The 19856-nt window shown below is 34.5% G+C and carries 18 protein-coding genes; all 18 read left to right on the forward strand.

Annotated elements, in window-relative coordinates; genetic code table 11:
* The first annotated feature begins 341 nt into the window (after positions 1 to 341).
* Positions 342 to 1874 carry an oligosaccharide flippase family protein gene (locus HXY53_02605; protein NWF75455.1) on the forward strand — a complete coding sequence of 511 codons (1533 nt, stop codon included), beginning with the start codon at positions 342 to 344 and terminating at the stop codon, positions 1872 to 1874.
* 156 nt (positions 1875 to 2030) lie between these two features.
* Positions 2031 to 2777 (forward strand): class I SAM-dependent methyltransferase, encoded by a 747-nt coding sequence (locus HXY53_02610; GenBank protein NWF75456.1) that lies wholly within the window; start codon positions 2031 to 2033, stop codon positions 2775 to 2777.
* Positions 2777 to 3943: a glycosyltransferase family 4 protein gene (locus tag HXY53_02615; GenBank protein ID NWF75457.1), complete on the forward strand. Its 1167-nt coding sequence runs from the start codon at positions 2777 to 2779 to the stop codon at positions 3941 to 3943. The genes HXY53_02610 and HXY53_02615 overlap by 1 nt, the downstream gene beginning before the upstream one ends.
* A 13-nt stretch (positions 3944 to 3956) precedes the next feature.
* The gene (locus HXY53_02620; protein NWF75458.1) at positions 3957 to 4715 is read left to right on the forward strand and encodes a class I SAM-dependent methyltransferase; all 759 of its coding nucleotides are present in this window, start codon (positions 3957 to 3959) and stop codon (positions 4713 to 4715) included.
* A 176-nt stretch (positions 4716 to 4891) separates the two neighbouring features.
* Positions 4892 to 5281: a serine acetyltransferase gene (locus HXY53_02625; protein ID NWF75459.1), complete on the forward strand. Its 390-nt coding sequence runs from the start codon at positions 4892 to 4894 to the stop codon at positions 5279 to 5281.
* A gap of 27 nt (positions 5282 to 5308) precedes the next feature.
* A complete protein-coding gene (locus HXY53_02630; protein ID NWF75460.1) occupies positions 5309 to 6463 on the forward strand; it encodes a glycosyltransferase family 4 protein in 1155 nt (384 codons plus the stop codon).
* A complete protein-coding gene (locus HXY53_02635; protein ID NWF75461.1) occupies positions 6460 to 7581 on the forward strand; it encodes a glycosyltransferase family 4 protein in 1122 nt (373 codons plus the stop codon). Before HXY53_02630 ends, HXY53_02635 begins: the two co-directional genes overlap by 4 nt.
* On the forward strand, positions 7575 to 8504 hold the full coding sequence (locus tag HXY53_02640; protein ID NWF75462.1) for a methyltransferase domain-containing protein: 930 nt from the start codon (positions 7575 to 7577) through the stop codon (positions 8502 to 8504). The genes HXY53_02635 and HXY53_02640 overlap by 7 nt, the downstream gene beginning before the upstream one ends.
* Positions 8492 to 9913 (forward strand): hypothetical protein, encoded by a 1422-nt coding sequence (locus HXY53_02645; protein ID NWF75463.1) that lies wholly within the window; start codon positions 8492 to 8494, stop codon positions 9911 to 9913. Before HXY53_02640 ends, HXY53_02645 begins: the two co-directional genes overlap by 13 nt.
* A 27-nt stretch (positions 9914 to 9940) precedes the next feature.
* Positions 9941 to 11764, forward strand: a complete 1824-nt coding sequence (asnB, locus tag HXY53_02650) for an asparagine synthase (glutamine-hydrolyzing) (GenBank protein ID NWF75464.1) — start codon at positions 9941 to 9943, stop codon at positions 11762 to 11764.
* Between the two features lie 2 nt (positions 11765 to 11766).
* Complete coding sequence (locus HXY53_02655; GenBank protein NWF75465.1) at positions 11767 to 12912, forward strand: glycosyltransferase; 1146 nt, start codon at positions 11767 to 11769, stop codon at positions 12910 to 12912.
* A complete protein-coding gene (locus tag HXY53_02660; protein NWF75466.1) occupies positions 12896 to 13975 on the forward strand; it encodes a glycosyltransferase family 4 protein in 1080 nt (359 codons plus the stop codon). Before HXY53_02655 ends, HXY53_02660 begins: the two co-directional genes overlap by 17 nt.
* A 33-nt stretch (positions 13976 to 14008) precedes the next feature.
* Positions 14009 to 14434, forward strand: a complete 426-nt coding sequence (locus HXY53_02665) for an acyltransferase (protein NWF75467.1) — start codon at positions 14009 to 14011, stop codon at positions 14432 to 14434.
* A gap of 10 nt (positions 14435 to 14444) precedes the next feature.
* The gene (locus tag HXY53_02670; protein NWF75468.1) at positions 14445 to 16607 is read left to right on the forward strand and encodes a Gfo/Idh/MocA family oxidoreductase; all 2163 of its coding nucleotides are present in this window, start codon (positions 14445 to 14447) and stop codon (positions 16605 to 16607) included.
* A gap of 31 nt (positions 16608 to 16638) precedes the next feature.
* Entirely contained in the window at positions 16639 to 17757 is a 1119-nt protein-coding gene (locus HXY53_02675; GenBank protein NWF75469.1) for a delta-aminolevulinic acid dehydratase, read from the forward strand.
* Positions 17754 to 18494 carry a WecB/TagA/CpsF family glycosyltransferase gene (locus tag HXY53_02680; protein ID NWF75470.1) on the forward strand — a complete coding sequence of 247 codons (741 nt, stop codon included), beginning with the start codon at positions 17754 to 17756 and terminating at the stop codon, positions 18492 to 18494. The genes HXY53_02675 and HXY53_02680 overlap by 4 nt, the downstream gene beginning before the upstream one ends.
* 4 nt (positions 18495 to 18498) lie before the next feature.
* Positions 18499 to 19593 (forward strand): UDP-N-acetylglucosamine 2-epimerase (non-hydrolyzing), encoded by a 1095-nt coding sequence (wecB, locus tag HXY53_02685; protein NWF75471.1) that lies wholly within the window; start codon positions 18499 to 18501, stop codon positions 19591 to 19593.
* Between the two features lie 131 nt (positions 19594 to 19724).
* The coding region (locus HXY53_02690; GenBank protein ID NWF75472.1) for a hypothetical protein at positions 19725 to 19856 on the forward strand (132 nt) is incomplete at its 3' end.

Genomic DNA, 19856 nt, shown 5'->3' on the forward strand with positions numbered 1-19856 from the left:
TACCTTACTTCAACGCTATAACGCTATAAACGCAATGAACAGTTTTTTATGAACGCTATGAACGCTACAACGCAATCAACGCTATTAACGGTTGTTTATCAACGCTATAACGCTATAACCCTATAAACGCTATGAACGCTACAACGCAACAAACGCTACAAACGCAATTAACTCAATAAACGGTTTTTTATTAACGCTATAAACGCAATGAACGCTATAACGCAATGAACGCAACAAACGCAATTAACGTTTTTTATTACTTTTTTTTATGAAAACTGATATTTCAAGACCTGACCCCAAGCCTGTAACAGTCAATTCATTTTCTCATTACTCTGCAAACTATGGACAAACAAGAATTACTGAAAAAAGGCTCTAAGGCGGCCTATTACACTTTTATTTTTAAAATTGGTTCGCAATTTGCCTCTTTGGTTATTACTATCCTCTTGGTGAGGTTTCTTTCGGAACATGATTATGGCGTATATAATCTCCTCTATTCTACTATTGGAATCATCGGTATTGTCGCTTCTTTTGGATTAAGTAATACCCTCCAGAGGTTTATTCCAGAATATTACCAGAAAGGTGAGTTTATGCTGGCGCATCGCCTTTATGAGACATCATCTTTTATCAGATTAGTGTCAAATATCCTAATAATTGCCTTGCTAATTCTTTTCTGGGATTTATTTGCAGTCTATTTGAAAATAGAGGATTACAAAAATTACTTCCTTTTATTTTCATTCATTCTTGTTTTATATATGCAATGGGGGCTCGTTGATGTTTGTCTCAGCAGTTATTTCCTGCACAAATATACTCAAGGGATGATGTTCGTTTTGATGATAATTAAATTGATAGGATACTTGATCGCTTTCTATCTTGGTATAAATCTTAGTAGTATACTTTTGGTAGATCTTTTAGGCTACGTAATATTATTCATAACCCTACAGCTAATATATACCAAAAAGATACCCAAAAACGAAGGTCAGGTTGAAAGATTCACTCCTGACGAAAAGAAAAGGGTGCAGAAATATGCACTTTATTATAATTTCAATGACATTGGTGTCCAGTTTTTAGATCTGAATATTGACAATTTTACGCTCGCTTATTTCCTGAATCCAGTTGCAGTAGGCGCATATGCATTTTGTAATAGAATCGCAAAAACCATTAACAGATTCCTTCCAACTACTTACCTGATAGAGGTTATAAGACCTCTCTTATTTTCTGCCTATTCAACTCGAAAAGACTCAGTAACTCCTTTCTATCAATTCATGATAAAAATTATATATCTATTTTATGTTCCAATATTTGTATTCTTTTTAGTTTTTAGCAAAGATATAATTACAGTTGTTTTTGGCGGAAAATATTTAGAATACTCTTATGTTTTAGTTTCGGTCATATTTTTCCAGATGATTTCCGCTTTTCAAATACCATTAGGTCTGATTGCACAGCTTCAGGAAAAAGTTGAGATCATTTTATTCAGCAAAATATTCGGAATTTATAACTTAATTGCAGACATCATTATGATAAAGTGGTGGGGAATTATGGGAGCAGTTGTTGCCACAGGAAGCGCGGTTTTTTTAAGAAATATATTTATATGGTGGTTTACAAGAAACACTACAACATTTAAAGGACTTAGGCAATACTTTATTAGAGCGGGCATTTATGCTGTCACACTTTATGCAATATTTATGATATCTAAATCATTTATAAACTCTGTATTTTTTTCTTTAATTATTGGACTAGTATTTATGATATTGTCTTTTATTATTTATACGAGAGTTACGGTGTTCTCTGCGCAGGAAAGATCTTGGCTTGCTAACGCTAGTCATGGGAAATATCAAATGAAGATTTTACAATGGCTTGGTATAATTGCTGCGTGATACATATATTGTGGTATATAAAACCTCTTGATGTTACTTCAAAATAATAATTTGTCCGAGACTGCATATAAGTGCGATCTATGTCTAAATGAGAGATATGCTGTTTGTAAGACTTATTCGAAGCTACTTGGGATAGATAAAACAAAATTTAGAGTGGTGAGATGCAGAAAATGCAGCCTGAAGAGTCTTTATCCACTTCCAACAGAAAAAGACCTTGCTATTATTTATGACAATTATGCGGATAAGGGTTCTCGTGCTAGGGTTGAAGAAATTCGTAAACAGTTTGTTTATCCACGAAAAATTGAATTGCTTAAGAAGCACACAAAAGGTAAAAGATTGTTGGATATAGGAGCTGGATTGGGAACTTTCGTACATATGGCACAACAGCAAGGTTTTCACGCCGTTGGGATTGAATATGAAATAAAGCAATGTGAAATTGCAAAATCAAAATATGGAATCGAATTAGTTAACGGGACTTTTGAAGAAATTAGTTCACAGTATCAAAATGAAATATTTGATATTATTCATATGCACCACGTTCTTGAACATCTAATTTCTCCCAGAATAGTTTTACAGAAAATTTATCATTTGCTTGCAAATAATGGAATATTATTAATTGAAGTCCCTAATCAATTTGATAATATATTTTTTAAATATAAGTATTTAAGAGGGGGAAAATACCCCAAATATGATAACCCGCTCCATCATTGTTATTTTTTCACTCCAAAAACACTTAGAGCATATATGATTAAGACTGGATTTATTATCGTTACATTAAATCAGTATATTAAAGAAAATGAAAAAAACAAATGTAAACATTTAATAAAGTTTCTATTTGACAGAGTTGGCTTTGGAGTGAGCTCTTTTATAGAAATATTAGCAATAAAACGTACTAGAACCTAATGGAATTGACTGACAACGTAGCTTTTATTAAACATGGTGATCCTGTTGGTGAATTTCTACAACTGCGAGGTGATAAGTCTCTTAACCTCGATACTAACTATATGGAACAGATATTGGAGGTAGTTGGAGATAGAAAGATTATGGTGATTGGAACAAACTATGTTAAGGAAAACAAATACTATAAAGATGATAAGATTGTGCTTTTCAGTTTTGCAAAACAGAAAAAGATTTTGGATTACCTACATCTATTCTATGACAGGAAAATATATGCCCTACTCGAAAAATTCAAGCCCCATTTGATTTTTCACCTCGGATCGATATGGAATATGAGTGCAGCGATACGATACTCTAAAAATAATAGTATTCCACTTGTTATTGCCTTTGCAGGACAACTCCGAAAAAAAAATATATTTGCTCAAACGTTACAGAATCTTTTAATAGGCAATATGCTGATTCATTTAAAAAGTCTGCAAATGATTTTGGTGAGAAATGCAGATAACAAGCGTATTCTTAACACTATAGGTATACCCAAAGAAAAAATAACCATTTATTACCCTAAATACAGTAGCAATTTTTTTCAGAAAAGGGAGATTGAGGATTTCCTTAACGATTCCAGGAAGACGAGAATATTGTATGTTGGAAGGCTTGAGATATCAAAAGGTACTAATTTAATCATCGAGGCAATTATAAATATATTTTCAAAGTTTCACGATATTGAGATTATTTTTATCGGGGATGGAACACAATACAAACGACTCTGTGATATGTCAAACAATATAAATGATAAATATAGAGAACAACATAATGTTATGAGAGTGTTGGGTAGCAGGCCGTTTGAGACTCTCTATTCATATTACACAAACGTTGACATTACAGTTTTGCCTTCTTATGGAGAAGGCATGCCCAAGACAGTTATAGAGTCTTTATTAAGTGGTACACCAGTAATTGCTTCAGATTTACCGGGAATTCGAGAAATAGTAAAAGATGGTGAAACAGGATATATATTTGAGGCAGGCAATATAAAACAATTTACCCAATGCATTGAGCGCTGTATTTCCAATCCTGAAATACTTTCTCTTTTTAGGACAAATATAGAAAAAGATAAAGATCGTATTAGAAATCTCGGTCAGGATTATAAAGAAGTAATTAAGCAATTCCTAAATTAATACTCAATCACCGATGATAAACCAAGAAAAAATATGGACAGAAAGTTGGGAGAAGCAAAAAGAAGACATAGATCGTTTCATAGAAGATTGCAATGAAAGAGTAGACATCCTTGCAAAATACATTAAAAAGGGTGATAAGATTCTTGATGCAGGCTGTGGACTTGGACAGGTAGTGTTTAATCTATTGAATAGAGGATATGATGCTTATGGTATTGACTTCAGCGCAGAAACAATAAAAATAGCAAAGGAATATCATCAACAAAAATATCAGGAAACCAAAGAAAGATTCTTTGTGAGCGATATAAGAGAGTTAAATTTCCCAGCTAATAGTTTTGATGTATATGTATCATATGGTGTCATAGAGCATTTCAAGAAAACAGAGCATGAAAAAATTATCAAGGAGGCTAAAAGAGTTCTAAAAAATAATGGATTAATCTTCTTATATTATCCGAATATAAAGTCAGTCTTTGGTATACAATCAGCATTATTATCGATTTTAGGAGTTCGTTATATATGGCAAATACCTTTATCAATAAAATATGTTATTAATTTGCTTCATAAGAGTAATTTTAAAATAATAGACAATTTTACTTATAAATTCACAAATAGTTTGATTAGAGGATTCTGTCTAAATAAAAGAACTTTCAAGAATTTTATTCCAAATCCATTTTATTTAATAAGGAAACCTATTTTAACGTTTGGATATCGGAATGAAACTAAATATAATCGCTTTGGTGAAATAAACATAATAATAGCAAAAAATGAGAAATGAAGATATTTTTTGATAAAATAAAGAAGGATTTGTATCGTTGGGATAAAAAAACAGATTTATTCACATTTATAAAACGTTTTATGGCATCACCTGGATATAATTATTTAGTATGGTTTAGGTCTTGTCAATACTTAAATGCCAGTAATAGAAAAGTGTTAAGCTTTCTTGTAAAATGAATATTAAAACGGCAGAGCATCAAATACGGCATCAATATATCGTATTCAGCTCATATAGGAGATGGTCTGTTAATTGCACATTGGGGAAATATTGTGATTTCTGGTGGTGCTGTAATAGGTGCCAATTGCAATATCTATCAAGGCGTTACTATTGGTCAAAAGTTGAGAGGAGAAAGAAAAGGCTATCCAATTATAGGCAATGAGGTATTTATTTCTCCAGGCGCTAAAATTATTGGAAAAGTGAAAATCGGTAATAATGTTGTTATTGGGGCTAATGCAGTAGTTGATAAAGATGTAGAAGATAATGCTGTTGTGGGTGGGGTTCCAGCTAAAATATTATCTTATCAAGGTAGTGAGGGTTATATCGAGAATATAATTGAAGTTCATTAATATTATATAAAACATGCTTACGAAATAATGTATAAATTGACCATCCTCTGGCCAGGATTTAGTCTTTTCAATGAACCACAGGTTCTGTTTTTTCAAACCCTTCTTAATGAATTTGATACAGAAGTATATTTTATTTCAGATATCTGTTACTCAGACGAACTAAAAAATGATTCTAAATATTATAAAGAATTCTTAAACAATAGAAGAGTTCATTATTTAAAGTTTCCCCATTTTAGATTAAGAGGATTAAGTCTTTTTCAAATAGCAAAATTAACCTTTGTAATTTTTAAGATACTAACAAGTAGAAAAACAGATGCAGTATTAAGTTCTACGCAGTTTACTGTTCACTCGAAAATTGCTTTTCTGTTGTCAAAACTTATTAGCACAAAATTCTTTATTTATACTGAAGTATGGCAATTTGAAAAAGAAAGTAATGTTTTATTGTCGTTTTATCATAAATTAAGCCATTTTGTTGTTAAGCATGCTGACTGTGTATTTGTACAAGGTAAGTTTAAAAAAAATGTTTATGTAGAAAAAGGTGTGCCCCCAGATAAAATATTTATACTACCATTCTTAATTAATGATGTACCCCAAGATATTTCGGCTATCACATATATTAAACGAAATAAGATAAAGAAGTATCTATTTATTGGAAGATTAATACCAATAAAGGGTGTAGATATACTTATAAGGGCATTTGTAGCACTCTCAAGAAAGTACAACGATGTGTTGTTATATTTGGGTGGCGATGGAGAAGCAATGGAAAAACTTCAGCAGCTCTGTAGAGAACTTAATGCTTCTAATATCAAATTTCTAGGTTGGTTAGATAATAAATTGAAATATTCCTTGTTGCAGGAAGTAGATTATTTTGTTTTGCCTTCTCTGAAAATCAATAACCGAGTTGAGGGCTGGGGTTTAGTTTTACAGGAGGCAATTAGCGCTGGGCTTCCAGTAATAACAACTGATGCTGTAGGCTCTGCTTGGGATTTTGTACAAAATGGTGTTAACGGTTATATTGTAAAAAACAATGATGTGAATGCGCTATATGAAGCAATGGAAAAGCTATATAAGATGTCAGACGAGGAATATTTAGAAGCATCGAGAACATCGCGGAAAATATTTGAAGAATATAATTCGCCGGAAGTTTTGGTTAAAACTTTAAAGGAAGTTCTTCGTAAATGAAAATATGCATTATATGTGGTTATTACAATTATCGTGGCAATGAATCAAAATCTCAGGGTGGTGCTGAATATCAAGCATTTTTATTAGCAAGGGAACTCATACATAACAATAATCAAGTTTCATTTATTTCTATTGGTGATAGAGATGAAATCTTATTTGATGATAAGATTACAGTATATTATTTACGGAAGCGAAAATTATTTAGAAAATTTGGGCCATATTATATTCTCGATTATTTTAAAATTAAAAAGTTAATTATTAGTATTAACCCTGACGTAATTTACGTCCGCGGCGGTTCGGCAAATGTAGGTATTGCCTGCTGGATAGCGAGAAAACAACAAATAAAAGTCGTTTTCCATGTATCACATGATAGAGACGTTGAAAAATATCATATAAGTTGGAATCTAAATAAAATATTGTACAATATTGATGATTTGATGAGAATTTACGGTCTCAAGCGATCAACCATTATTTGTCAAACAAATTATCAACAGAGAAGAGTAAAACAAAATTTCAATAAAGATAGCATCTTAGTACGAAATTTTCATCCAATCCCTTCCCTTCCTCAAGAGATAATAAAAGAAAATATAGTATGCTGGATAGGGAATATAAAAGAAGCAAAAAATCCGCTTGCCTTTATTGAATTAGCAAACCAGTTAAGAGACCATGAGTATAAATTTGTTATGGCTGGTAGAAGACCGGAAGGCGGGCCTCTTGAGAAAGTTTTTACTGAATCAATAAAGCTTGCAAATGTTAAATATTTAGGTGAAATTTCCAACGACGATGTAAATCAACTGTTGCTCCGAAGCAAAATTCTTTGTTCAACAAGTTATTCAGAAGGATTCCCGAATGTTTTTATACAAGCATGGATTCATAAAGTTCCTGTTTTGTCATTATTTGTTGACCCTGATAATTTGTTAGAAACGAATAAGATTGGTTTTAAGTTAGGAAGCATAGAGAAAATGGCAGAAAAGATTAAAGAATTAATGGAAAATGATCATTTATTACAATTATACGCTAATAATGCCCACAAATTTGCAATCGCACATTTTGATATAGAAAAAAATGTGCAGAGAATCATAAGGCTTTTTCAAAATCATCTACTTAATAAATGTTAATTCGTACTATTTTCATATCTCTTAATCATGTTTTAAGGCTAATATACGGTGGTTTTTATTACATTTTTTTCAAACATCCTTATATCGGAGATATTTGGGATAAAAAATTAGATATAAACAAATCAGATCTTGTTTTAGAGATCGGTTCGGGGTGGAATCCATCTATTCGATCTGATGTTTTGGTTGAAAAGTATTTGTTTGATCAAAGTGAGCGAAGATATATTGCATATATTCCAAAGAATCGCCCCTTTGTTGTAGCTGATGGTTGCCATTTGCCATTTGTAAATAATGCATTTGATTATGTAATTTGCAGACATGTTATTGAACATTTGGAAGAACCGGAGGAATTGCTAAAGGAAATCAAAAGAGTTTCAAGAAAAGGCTACATTTCTGCACCATCTGGATATTGGGAGAGTATTTCTTCTGGAAAATATCATAAATGGTTTGTATTTACGCAAACAGATAAATTAATTTTAGAGCAAAAAATCGAAAGAGCAGATAGAAAATATAAAAAAAATACCACAAAAGAGAAAGTTGAGAAAGAAGCACACTATGAATTTAATTTTCAAAGACCATTAGAATGGGAAATAATTAAAAGAACCCCTATCGAGGAATTTGTATTTGCTGAATTAGATCAAGACTATGAGAAAAGTTTATTGATTGCCTCGCAAAAGCGGTATCCTATTTTGGTTAGATTGAAAATATTATTTAGAGAAGCAGTAAGGCAGCTATTTTTCAAAACTGCAAAAAGAGTTAATGTCTTCGATTTATTTGCATGTCCTGTCTGTAGGTCTAAACTTGTGAATCGTACAAACGAATTATTTTGTGACAATTGCAACCGACAATATCAGGTAATTAATCATATACCAATATTATTAGTTAAAACAAAAAATATTGATAAATCATTGAAATGCAAGCAATAACCGATTTTAAAAAAAATATTAAATCAGAAAAAATATATATAGTCACTGTTATATTAATAGCAATTTTTGCAGGTTTTACTATTCTTAATCAAAATCCATATCAATGGCTATTTATTGCTTTGATGCCTATAGCATATTTTCTTTTAAAGTTCAATGGCGTGGCTGTTTTCACAATTCTTATTTCAGTTTTTTTTGTAGATTGGTTTATTCAACTTCAATTAATTCCAGATCAGTTAGGATGGCTACCTGAAATTATTATTTTTATTTTAATAATTAAAGCCTTAATTTTAAAAAGAGCAACTGGTTTTGTAAGAACACCAATAGATATACCGATAGTAATATTTTTAGTTGTCGCTTTACTATCAATTATTGCAAATTCTGTCAACCCTATAAGGGCAATCCTTGCACTTCGTTTAGATATTAAGTTCATTTTAATGTTTTACTTGCTGGTTAATCTCAATATGTCAGAAGAGTTTTATAGAAAGATAATAAAGATATTTATTATTTTGTTGCTTATTCAGATTCCAACAGCTTTAATTAAGTATCAATTCTATGGGCAAGGAGAGCAGGCAATCGGAACATATGCTGCCTGGGGAGGTGGCTACTCTATTATTTTACCTATGGTTGCTATTAGTTTATTCGGCAGTATGTTCATACATAACAAGCCTCGTATTGTTTACATTTTAGTAATATGTGGATTCATCATATTTTCTATAATTGGCGGAAAGAAAGGACTGATTTATCTCGGTCCGCTTCTCTTAGGATATATTATTTTGCATATATCACTTATGAAAGAGTCAAGGGGAAAAATATTTCGTTCGCTTGCTATAGGTCTTCTGATACTTATTATGTTTTTCCCTATTGTTATGTTTGTGCCATGGTTGACCCCTGCATTAGAAGATTTTTCTTATTTAAAGGATTTTGTATTGATTTATGATGTTAAATATAGTTCTTCAGGTGCACCAATCGGGCGAATACCGAGCACAATAACGACTTTTGAAACATTAACAAAAAGTCCTGAGTTATTTCTATTAGGATATGGTCCGGGTAGTATGATGAAAAGTTTTTTTAAGGAATTTGACACCAAAGAACTTGCAACAAGACCAATAGATATTATTTATGGTGTTACTGAATTAGTACTGATCCCTATCGAATATGGCTATTTAGGCTTCTTGATATATTATTTAGTACCATTATTTTTACTGTTCAAAATAAACTTAATATTTTATCAAAATATCGATGATATTTACTGGAAGACAATTTCGTTTAGTTTCTCAAGTATTATAGTTTCATATTTTCTGATAGGTGTAATCTATATGGCAATCCTAAGAAGTGATTTAGCGGCATTTATTCTCTGGTTTTTTGCCGCGTCAATATACAGTGTTGGAAGACAACGAAAAATTTTTTAATAAAATAATTCTCTACCGAGAACTTACATGTGCGGTATTTGCGGAATAGTATCCAATTCTATTGATGTTCAAGTTCTTAAAATGGTCAGGGAATTAAAGCACAGAGGGCCTGATAATCAAAATATCGTTAATTTAGGTAATGTATGGTTTGGACATACACGATTAAAAATTATCGACTTATCAGATAATGCAAACCAACCAATGTTTAATGAAAGTGGTGATATATGTATTGTTTATAATGGCGAGTTCTATAACTTTATGGATTATAGGAATGAATTAATTGAAAAAGGCCATACATTTAAATCAAATACAGACACAGAAGTTATTTTACATTTGTTCGAAGAAGATGGGATAGAGTGTATAAAAAAGATAAGAGGCATGTTTGCTTTTGCTATATGGAACAAAAAAAAAGAAGAATTATTTTTAGTTAGAGATAGAGTTGGTATCAAGCCACTTTATTATTATTATGATGGAAAATTATTTATATTTGCGTCAGAACTTAAAGCAATTCTCAAACATCCAAATGTATCAAAAGAAATAGATTTTGATGCGTTATCTGTATACTTTTCTCTCGGTTATATTCCGCAAAGCATGTCAATTTTTAAAAAAATAAAAAAACTTTTGCCAGGTCATTATTTGCAGTTTAAAAACAACAATATCTCAATAGAACGTTACTGGAGTCTTCCCAATATTAATCAAAAGATTCTTTTAAAAGATGAAAACGATTTGGTTGATCAGTTGTATGTTATGATCAATGAAGCTGTAAAATTGCGACTTATCAGTGATGTCCCTTTGGGAATATTTTTATCTGGGGGCATTGATTCATCTATTGTTGCCACCTTGGCAGCAAAGAATTCCAATGCTCCAATCAAGACTTTTTCTATAGGGTTTGAGGATACCAAATATAACGAACTACCCTATGCAAGAATGGTTGCAAAACATATTGGCTCAGACCATCATGAGTTTATAGTCAGGATTAATGAGACAGAAGTCATAGGCAAGTTAGCTTATTATTATGATGAGCCATTCGCTGATTCATCAGCAATACCTACTTATTATGTTTCAAAAATGGCCAGAGAGCACGTCACAGTTGCTTTTTCAGGTGACGGAGGAGATGAACTCTTTGGCGGCTATAATTGGTATGAATGGATGTTATCACATCAGAAACTGAAAATGGTCCCGTCAACTCTAAAAAAGGCAATAGCTGGAGTGGCAGCAATACCAAAGAAATCATATAAAGGAAAACATTTTCTAACATCATTAAAGTATGATGAATTTGAGACCTTCCGTGAGCGAACAGGGATTTTTAGCCCCTCCGAAATTAAAAAGCTTTTAAATTGCGAGTTAGACGTAACTTTAGATTTCTATGAAGACTATTTTAAGACATCTGGCGAAACTCTTCTTGAGAGGCTTACAAGAACTGATTTCGCATTCTACTTGCCTGATGATATTCTGGTGAAGGTTGACAGGGCGAGCATGGCTGTCGCTCTGGAGGCAAGAGTCCCGATTCTCGATCATAAAGTCTGTGAATTCGCTTTTTCATTATGTGATTCTTTAAAAATCAATGGAAAGACTAAAAAATATCTGTTAAAGAAGTTAGCCAGAAAAATATTACCAGATGATTTCCCGATTGAAAGAAAGCAAGGCTTTTCCATCCCTTTAAGTGAATGGATGAAAGGAAGTTTAGGCGACTTGCTTATAAATGCATTGCGTTCCTTCAAAAATAAGTCGTTTTTAAATGAAGTCTATGTTGAAAAATTACTTCAAGATCATAAATTGGGAAAGAGCAATAACGCTTCTAAATTATGGTCAGTACTAATGTTTAGCCTTTGGTTTAATAATTATTATTAACAATGCATATCTATTGGCTCCTCGCATCGTTTATTGATTCAAAGGCAAGTAAAGCGCCAAGAATTGAGATTCTAAAGGAATTGGAAAAACTTGGTAATAAGGTTTTTCTTGTTACGTCTTTTAAAAAGGAAAAACCTGATTTGCAAGTCAATGTAATTTATTTAAAAATAATTAAAAATCCTTTTTTCGCAAAACTCTCATTTAATATTAAGTCGTTCCTGTATTTCTCAAGCAAACATAATCGAGAAGAAGATACAATTATTATTATTGATCAGAATAGTATTTATGCAGGTGTAGCCTTACAACTCCTCTCAAAAATCATTTTCAAAAAGCGATTAAAAGTTCATTTTGATGTAAGAACTGTGCCAGTAGAAATAAGAGGGTTAAAAGGATATTTAGATAGAGTATTCTTTTGGTATATTGCTTTATTTTTAGCAAAAAGACTATTAACTTCATATTCCTTTATTACCAAAACAATTCAGGATGTTGCGGGTTTTAATAATAAAGATTGTTGTATTTGGTCTTCTGGAGTAAATGCGGAGAAATTTAATCCGGAGCAATACCCTTCGAAGAAAAAAGATATTTTCATCTTGTTTTATCATGGAGTAGTGACGCCAAATAGAGGATTAAGAGAGACTTTGAAAGCTGTTAATTTAATTAAAGACAAGATTCCGAATTTTCTATTTAGAATTGTTGGTGATGGCTCAGATATTAATTATCTTAAGGAGTATGTGATGTGTCATAATCTGACAAAATATGTTGATTTCGCTGGATTTGTTGATTATGAAAAAATTCCATCGTTTATTAGTCAAGCCGATGTATGTATTTGCCCTCTGCCTGATATTCCATGGTGGAGAGTCAGCAGTCCGCTAAAAATTATTGAATACACAGCGATGGGAAAACCGTGCATTTTAACAGAGATAAAACCTCATCAGGATTATATTCCAAAAGGTTTAAATGGTATATATTGGGCAGGAAAAGGTACACCTGAAGAAATTGCTGAGGCTATTATGTCTGCTTACAATGAAAGAAAATCATTTGATAATTATCGGCAGAATTTGAGAGCAGCAGCGCTTAATCATACATGGGAGAAGCAGGCAACTATTCTTTATAAGTATTTATTGAGAAAAGTTGAGCAAGGCACATAAACCTGTAATTTTAATATTGGCTCCTATCGCAGCAAAAGGAGGCATTTCTTCTGTTATCAATTCTATATTGGAGCAAGATATTAATACTAAGTTCGATTTTATTAAAATCAATACAAGTTTGTATAAAGATGGAGGAATTGTCAGAGAATTAATAACATTTTTAAAGGCGATATTAAAATATATTTTTATTTTGATTTTTAAAAGAGTTGATTTAATTCATATTCATACTTCAGCTTCTGTGAGTTTTTACCGAAAAAGCATTTTTGCACTTATAGGGATATTATTTCAAAGAAATATCATCTATCATCTTCATTCCAGCAGATTCTATGATTTTTTTTACAATCCTCCTAATCAATTATTAAAAAGCTATATAAAGCGCATTTTTAAATCTGCCACATGTGTTATATGTCTGTGCGAGAATTGGAAAGATTGTCTTAAAGAAAGATATCATCTTAAAAATATAACAGTAATTCCAAATCCGGTTTGCCAGGTACCATTTGCAAATAAATCATTTTCTATGGATGTTTCGAGGCTTCTTTTTGTAGGTTTTTATATAAATAGTAAGGGAATTATTGATCTTTTGGAAGTTTGTAAGGACCTGCATCTTAAAGGGGTTAATTTTACTCTGGAATTATGCGGTAAGGGAGAAATGAATGAAATTATAAATAGCTATATCATGGAAAATTCACTCGAAAAATGTATTATCAATAATGGATGGGTGGAAGGTCGAGCAAAGGAAAACATATTTAGGAAAGCTGATATATTTGTATTACCATCGTACGCAGAAGGTATGCCGATTTCAATTCTTGAAGCTTTTTCATATGGATTGCCAATAGTGGCAACAAAAATATCATGCGTCCCGGCAATAGTTGAAGATGGAATAAATGGCTTTTTAATAGAACCGGGGAACAGGAAAGAACTTTTGGAGAAAATCAGTGTTTTGATAAACAATAAATACTTACGTGAAAGTATGAGTAAAAATAATCTATTGAAAGTGAAACATTATTCACCTGAAGTTATTGCTGGCCGGTGGGAAAATTTATACAAAGACTTGCTAAAATAACCAATAATTGGTGGCTATTCTATATTTTAGCTTATGTTTCATAAAATCATAAAAAATATCTTTCATTTTGCAGGAAACATCTTAAGAAAAGCAAAAATTGCCTATCTAAGGGGTATGGGTGTCAAGATAGGAAAAAATACAAATATAAGTCTTCGGGCTAAAATAGACACACGTCGGGGGAAAATAGAAATCGGAGATAACTGTTATATTACCTATGGTTGTATCATTCTTTCGCATGATATGGCAGCTAAGAGAATTAATCCTAATGATGATGGTAGTGGCAGAGTTATAATTGAGGATAATGTCTATATTGCTGTTAATTCTGTAATATTAAGAAATGTACGTATTGGGAGGAACAGCATAATAGGTGCTTGTTCTGTAATAACGAAGGATGTTCCTCCAGATGTAGTTGTGGTTGGAAATCCACAGAAGATAATAAGATATCTTGAAAAAAGATAGTTGAAGAAATATGAAGCAACTAACCCAAAAACTTAAAGATGGTGCGATGAGTATACTGGAAGTTCCCACTCCAGTCTTGTCTGCAGGGATGGTGCTGGTGCGAAATCATTACTCACTCATAAGTGCAGGAACAGAAGGGAGCACGGTGAGCGCTGCGCGGAAGAGTTTGATCGGCAAGGCAAAGGAGAGACCACAGCAGGTGAAGCAAGTGCTGGATATCCTAAAACAGCAGGGGCCAGTTCAAGCCTACCGTACTGTGATGAAGAAGCTCGATGCTTATTCACCGCTTGGATATAGCTCTGCCGGAGTTGTGTTAGAGATGGCTCCTGACGTGAAGGGTTTTTCTGTTGGGGATCTTGTTGCCTGTGGAGGGGCAGGATATGCCAGCCATGCGGAGATTGTAGCGGTTCCTCAGAATCTTTGTGTAAAGCTTCCTGCTGGTGCGGACTTGAGGAAAGCAGTTTACAATACGCTGGGTGCGATTGCATTGCAAGGAGTGAGGCAGGCTGACCTCAGGATAGGCGAAATAGGTGCTGTAATCGGGCTGGGGCTTATAGGACAATTAACCGCGCTCATTCTCAAAGCAGGGGGACTAAGAGTTGTCGGCCTTGATATTGATGCAAGAATGGTTGAAATTGCAAGAGAGCATTGTGTAGATATCGCATTTATAAGAGAAGAAACAGGGATTGCTGAAAAAATAGATGAATTCACACAAGGCGTTGGAGTAGATGCGGTCATTATTACCGCTGCAACAGAAAGTCTTGATCCAATAAACTTTGCAGGGAGAATCGCGAGAAAAAAGGGGAGAGTGGTTGTTGTTGGGGATGTTCCCACCGGGTTTGATAGAGAACCTTACTACTACAGAAAAGAGCTTGAACTGAGGATGTCGTGTTCTTACGGCCCCGGAAGGTATGACCTGAACTATGAAGAAAAAGGCATAGATTACCCGGTCGGGTATGTAAGATGGACCGAGAACAGGAATATGCAGGCATTCCAGGAACTTGTCCATTCAGGGAAGATTGACATTGGTTATCTTACAACCCATATCTTTAAGCTCGATGACGCTCCCCAAGCTTATGACATGATTATGGATAAAAAGGAACCTTTCATCGGAATTCTCATAGAATACGATATTGAAAAATCGTTTGTGAAAGAAAGAATTCAGATTCATCCATCACACATCACCAAACACCCGTCGCCCGTTTCAATTGCCTTTATCGGTGCCGGAAGCTATGCAATGGGGAATCTCCTGCCGAATATCCCGAGAGAAAAAGATATTGTATTAAAGGGTGTCATGACTTCCTCCGGAACAAGTTCGAGGACAGTGGCAGATAAATATGGGTTTGAATTCTGCACATCAGACGAGAACGATATCTTGAATAATGCTGAAATAAACACGGTCTTCATCGTCACACGGCACAACACACATGCCGATTACGTGATCAAAGCACTGAAAGCCGGAAAGAACGTGTATGTCGAAAAACCTTTATGCCTTAACGAAAGGCAGTTAAATGAAATTAGTGAGGTTTACACATCACTCCTTACTTCTCACTCTTCACAGCCTTTTCTCATGTTAGGTTTCAACCGTCGTTTTTCTCCTCTCACCGAGATGCTGAAGGAAAAGATTGGTGAAGGCCCCATGTCCATGATCTACCGCATTAACGCCGGCCAAATACCTGCCGGTTCCTGGATTCAGGACAAAGCAATTGGTGGCGGGCGTATCATAGGTGAAGTATGCCATTTTGTAGATTATCTGACTTTTCTGAACGGATCACTTCCTGAATCTGTTTTCGCATCGGCCTTGCCCGATCCGCAGGGGCTGGAAGATACCATAACCATCAATATTAAGTTCCTAAACGGTTCAATCGGTACAATCTCTTATTTTTCCAATGGCTCAAAGTCTCTCTCAAAAGAATATATTGAGGTATACAGAGCGGGGACGGCGGCTTTATTGAAGGATTTCAAGAATCTCGAAATTTACGGAGCAAAAGTATCAAAAAAAAGCTTGATAAGCCAGGACAAGGGGCAGAAGAGAATGCTCTCGGTGTTTCTCGATGCGGTAAGACAGGGAAAGCCTTCACCTATCAATTTTGAGGAGATTTATACTGCAACGCTTACGACATTCAAGATTATTGAATCGATAAAAACACGCCAGAGTATTGCAATCCTATAATATCATGGACATATCCTTCAGCCTAGAACGATTGAAGAAATATATTGAACGGGAAGACTTCAAAGGATATGACCCCTACGATGCACTCAATAGCCCTCTCCTGAAAGCCCTTTCATTTGGCAATAAATATCTCCGGATTGTTTTTACTCAAACTTTGAAAAGATTACCTTTTAATATTCGGCCACTGCTTTTTATCAGGAAAGACTATAACCCCAAAGGTATAGGTCTTTTCTTATGGGGCTATGCGAAGTTATATAAGGCCGAGAAAAAGAGTGAATACCTAAGGAAAATTGAATTCTTTCTGGGACTCCTTGAGACACTCAAAAGTAAAGGATATTCAGGAAACTGCTGGGGATATAATTTCGGCTGGCAATCAAGGGCATTTTTCGTGCCCAAATATACTCCAACCATAGTCAATTCCTCGTTAATCGGCCATGCGCTTATAGATACATATAAGTATACGAATAATGAAAAAGCTCTCTCAATGGCGCTCTCCATCAAGGATTTCATCCTGAATGATCTTGCAAGAAAAAACGAGAACTGCTCGTTCTGCTTCAGTTATACGCCAATTGATCGAACCGCTATCCATAATGCGAATCTTCTCGGTGCTTCCTTACTCATCAGACTATACCGGTATGCCAATGATGAAAACCTGAAAGACGCAGCTCTTCGGAGTCTTGCATATAGCATGAAATACCAGAGGGATGACGGCTCGTGGCATTATGCGGAGACTGCTTATCAGAAATGGATAGATTCTTTCCATACTGGCTTTAATCTGCAGAGTACTTTTTATTTCCTTGAAGAGGGGTTTTCTGAATATCGTGCAGCTTTTTCAAAGGGCGTTGAATTCTATAGAAACAATTTTTTCCTTGACGATGGTACTCCGAAATACTTTCATAATGAAATCTACCCTATAGACATTCATTCTCCGGCACAGGCAATTGTGCTCTTTTCACTTTTGGGGAAAGAATACAAAGCCATTACAGATAAATTGCTGAACTGGATGGTTAGAAACATGCAAGATGAGAAGGGTTTTTTTTATTTTCAGAAAACACCTTTATATATAATAAAAATCCCATATATGCGCTGGGCTCAGGCATGGGCTTTTCATGCATTGACGGAATATATATTGCAGCAGAAAGTTACATGAAGGGTATTGAGAGAAAGAATATTCTTGGAGTGCCTGTTGATTTGATTGATATGGAAGGAGCAATCAGACACATAAACGATTTAATCGCGGGAAATAGCAGAAATAACTATATTTTTGCGATCAACGCAGAAAAGGTAATGGCTCTTCAAAAAGACTCATTCCTGCGACAGATGGCAGAGAATGCATCTCTCCTGATCCCCGACGGCATAGGTGCCGTTCTTGCTCTCAAGTTACTTTATGGAAAAAGGGCAAAAAGAGTTCCAGGTGTTGATCTGATGCATAACATTTGCAGGGAAGCAGCAGAGAAAGGATACAAGATATTTATTTATGGAGCAAAGGAGGAAATTAATAAAAAGTCTGTTGAGAAACTTCACGAATTGTATGATGGAATAAAAATTGTCGGAAGAAGCCACGGATATGTAACAAGTGATAAAATGGATTACTTGCTGCGACAGATAAATGAATCAGGGGCAGATATTCTTTTCATTGCTCTTGGCAGCCCAAAGCAGGAAAAATGGATTCAAGAATATCTCCCTAAGTTGAATGTTAAAGTCTGCCAGGGGATTGGCGGTACACTGGATACTATTGTTGGCATAGTAAAGAGGGCACCGGAATCATTCCAGAGACTGGGGCTTGAGTGGTTCTACAGGCTGCTGAAGGAGCCAAAGAGGATAAGAAGGCAGTTAGTACTGCCTTTATTTATTCTGAAGGTCTTAAGAGAGAAGATGAGGAGATAGTGCAATGAAGTTATTCCTTGTGGCCGGAGCACGACCCAATTTCATAAAGATTGCTCCACTTGTTCACCAGCTTAAATGCGTACAAAATAGCAAGCTGGTAAGCCAGAAAGTTCTGTGGAAGATTATACATACCGGACAGCATTATGATTACGAGATGTCTAAGGTTTTTTTTGATGAACTGGATATCCCGAAGCCGGATTATTTTCTCAATGCAGGTTCAGGTTCACACGCAAAGCAGATTGCGAAGATAATGCTTGAATTTGAAAAAGTCTGCCTTAAGGAAAAACCCGATATTGTTGTGGTGGTTGGCGATGTCAACTCAACACTTGCCTGTTCGATAACTGCAAAGAAATTAAACATTAAAGTGGCGCATGTTGAAGCAGGATTGAGGAGCTTTGACATGACGATGCCTGAAGAGATCAATCGTATGGTAACTGATTCGATTTCCGACTATCTTTTTGTATCTGAGGAGAGCGGTATCACGAATCTGAAGAAAGAAGGTAAAGTACAGAGCAAGGTATTTTTTGTAGGGAATGTAATGATCGATACGCTTTTTTATGGCCTTAAAAAACTTAAAAGAAAGCAAACTTTCAAGTCTGAAAGGTTAAACTATGCAGTTGTTACTCTACACAGGCCGTCGAATGTCGATGAGAAAGAAAAACTGAAAGACATTCTTCTTGCATTGCGTGAGATAGCAAAGGACATGGATGTGTACTTCCCGATGCATCCGAGGACCAAAAAGAATATAGAGAAATTCAAACTTCAGCCCCTTTTGCAAGGTAGGGGGATAAACATAGGGCCTCCCATGTCGTATCTTGAGTTCCTTAATCTCTGGAAAGACGCATCGCTGGTTCTTACCGACAGCGGTGGTATACAGGAAGAGACAACAGTCCTTGGCATCCCCTGTTTTACCATCCGTGAAAACACCGAACGCCCGATAACCGTTCAGGAGGGCACGAATATTCTTGTTGGAACAACAGGAAAAGGTATCCTTAGAGCTTATAAAAGATTCAAAAAAGGGCGGATTAAGAAAAGAAAGATACCTAAGTTCTGGGACGGAAAATCAGCCAAAAGGATCATCACAAAGCTTCTTAGCTAACCTTAAAAACCTGAACCTCTTAATTGCAAGAATTGTTGCCATTTGATACAATTTAAGTTCTAAATGGTGAATATATTGGAGAAGACGACACTGTAAGATTAGATAAAATTTATCAAAGAAAGGCTAAATAAATGAATTTAATTCAAAAAATAAAGAACAGGGATGCTACTGTTGGTGTCATTGGGCTCGGTTATGTCGGACTTCCATTATGTCTCCGTTTTTCACAGGAACGATTTAGAGTCACGGGATTTGATATTGATACA

The organism is Nitrospirota bacterium (assembly GCA_013388455.1).
Taxonomy (GTDB): Bacteria; Nitrospirota; Thermodesulfovibrionia; order Thermodesulfovibrionales; family SM23-35; genus JACAFF01.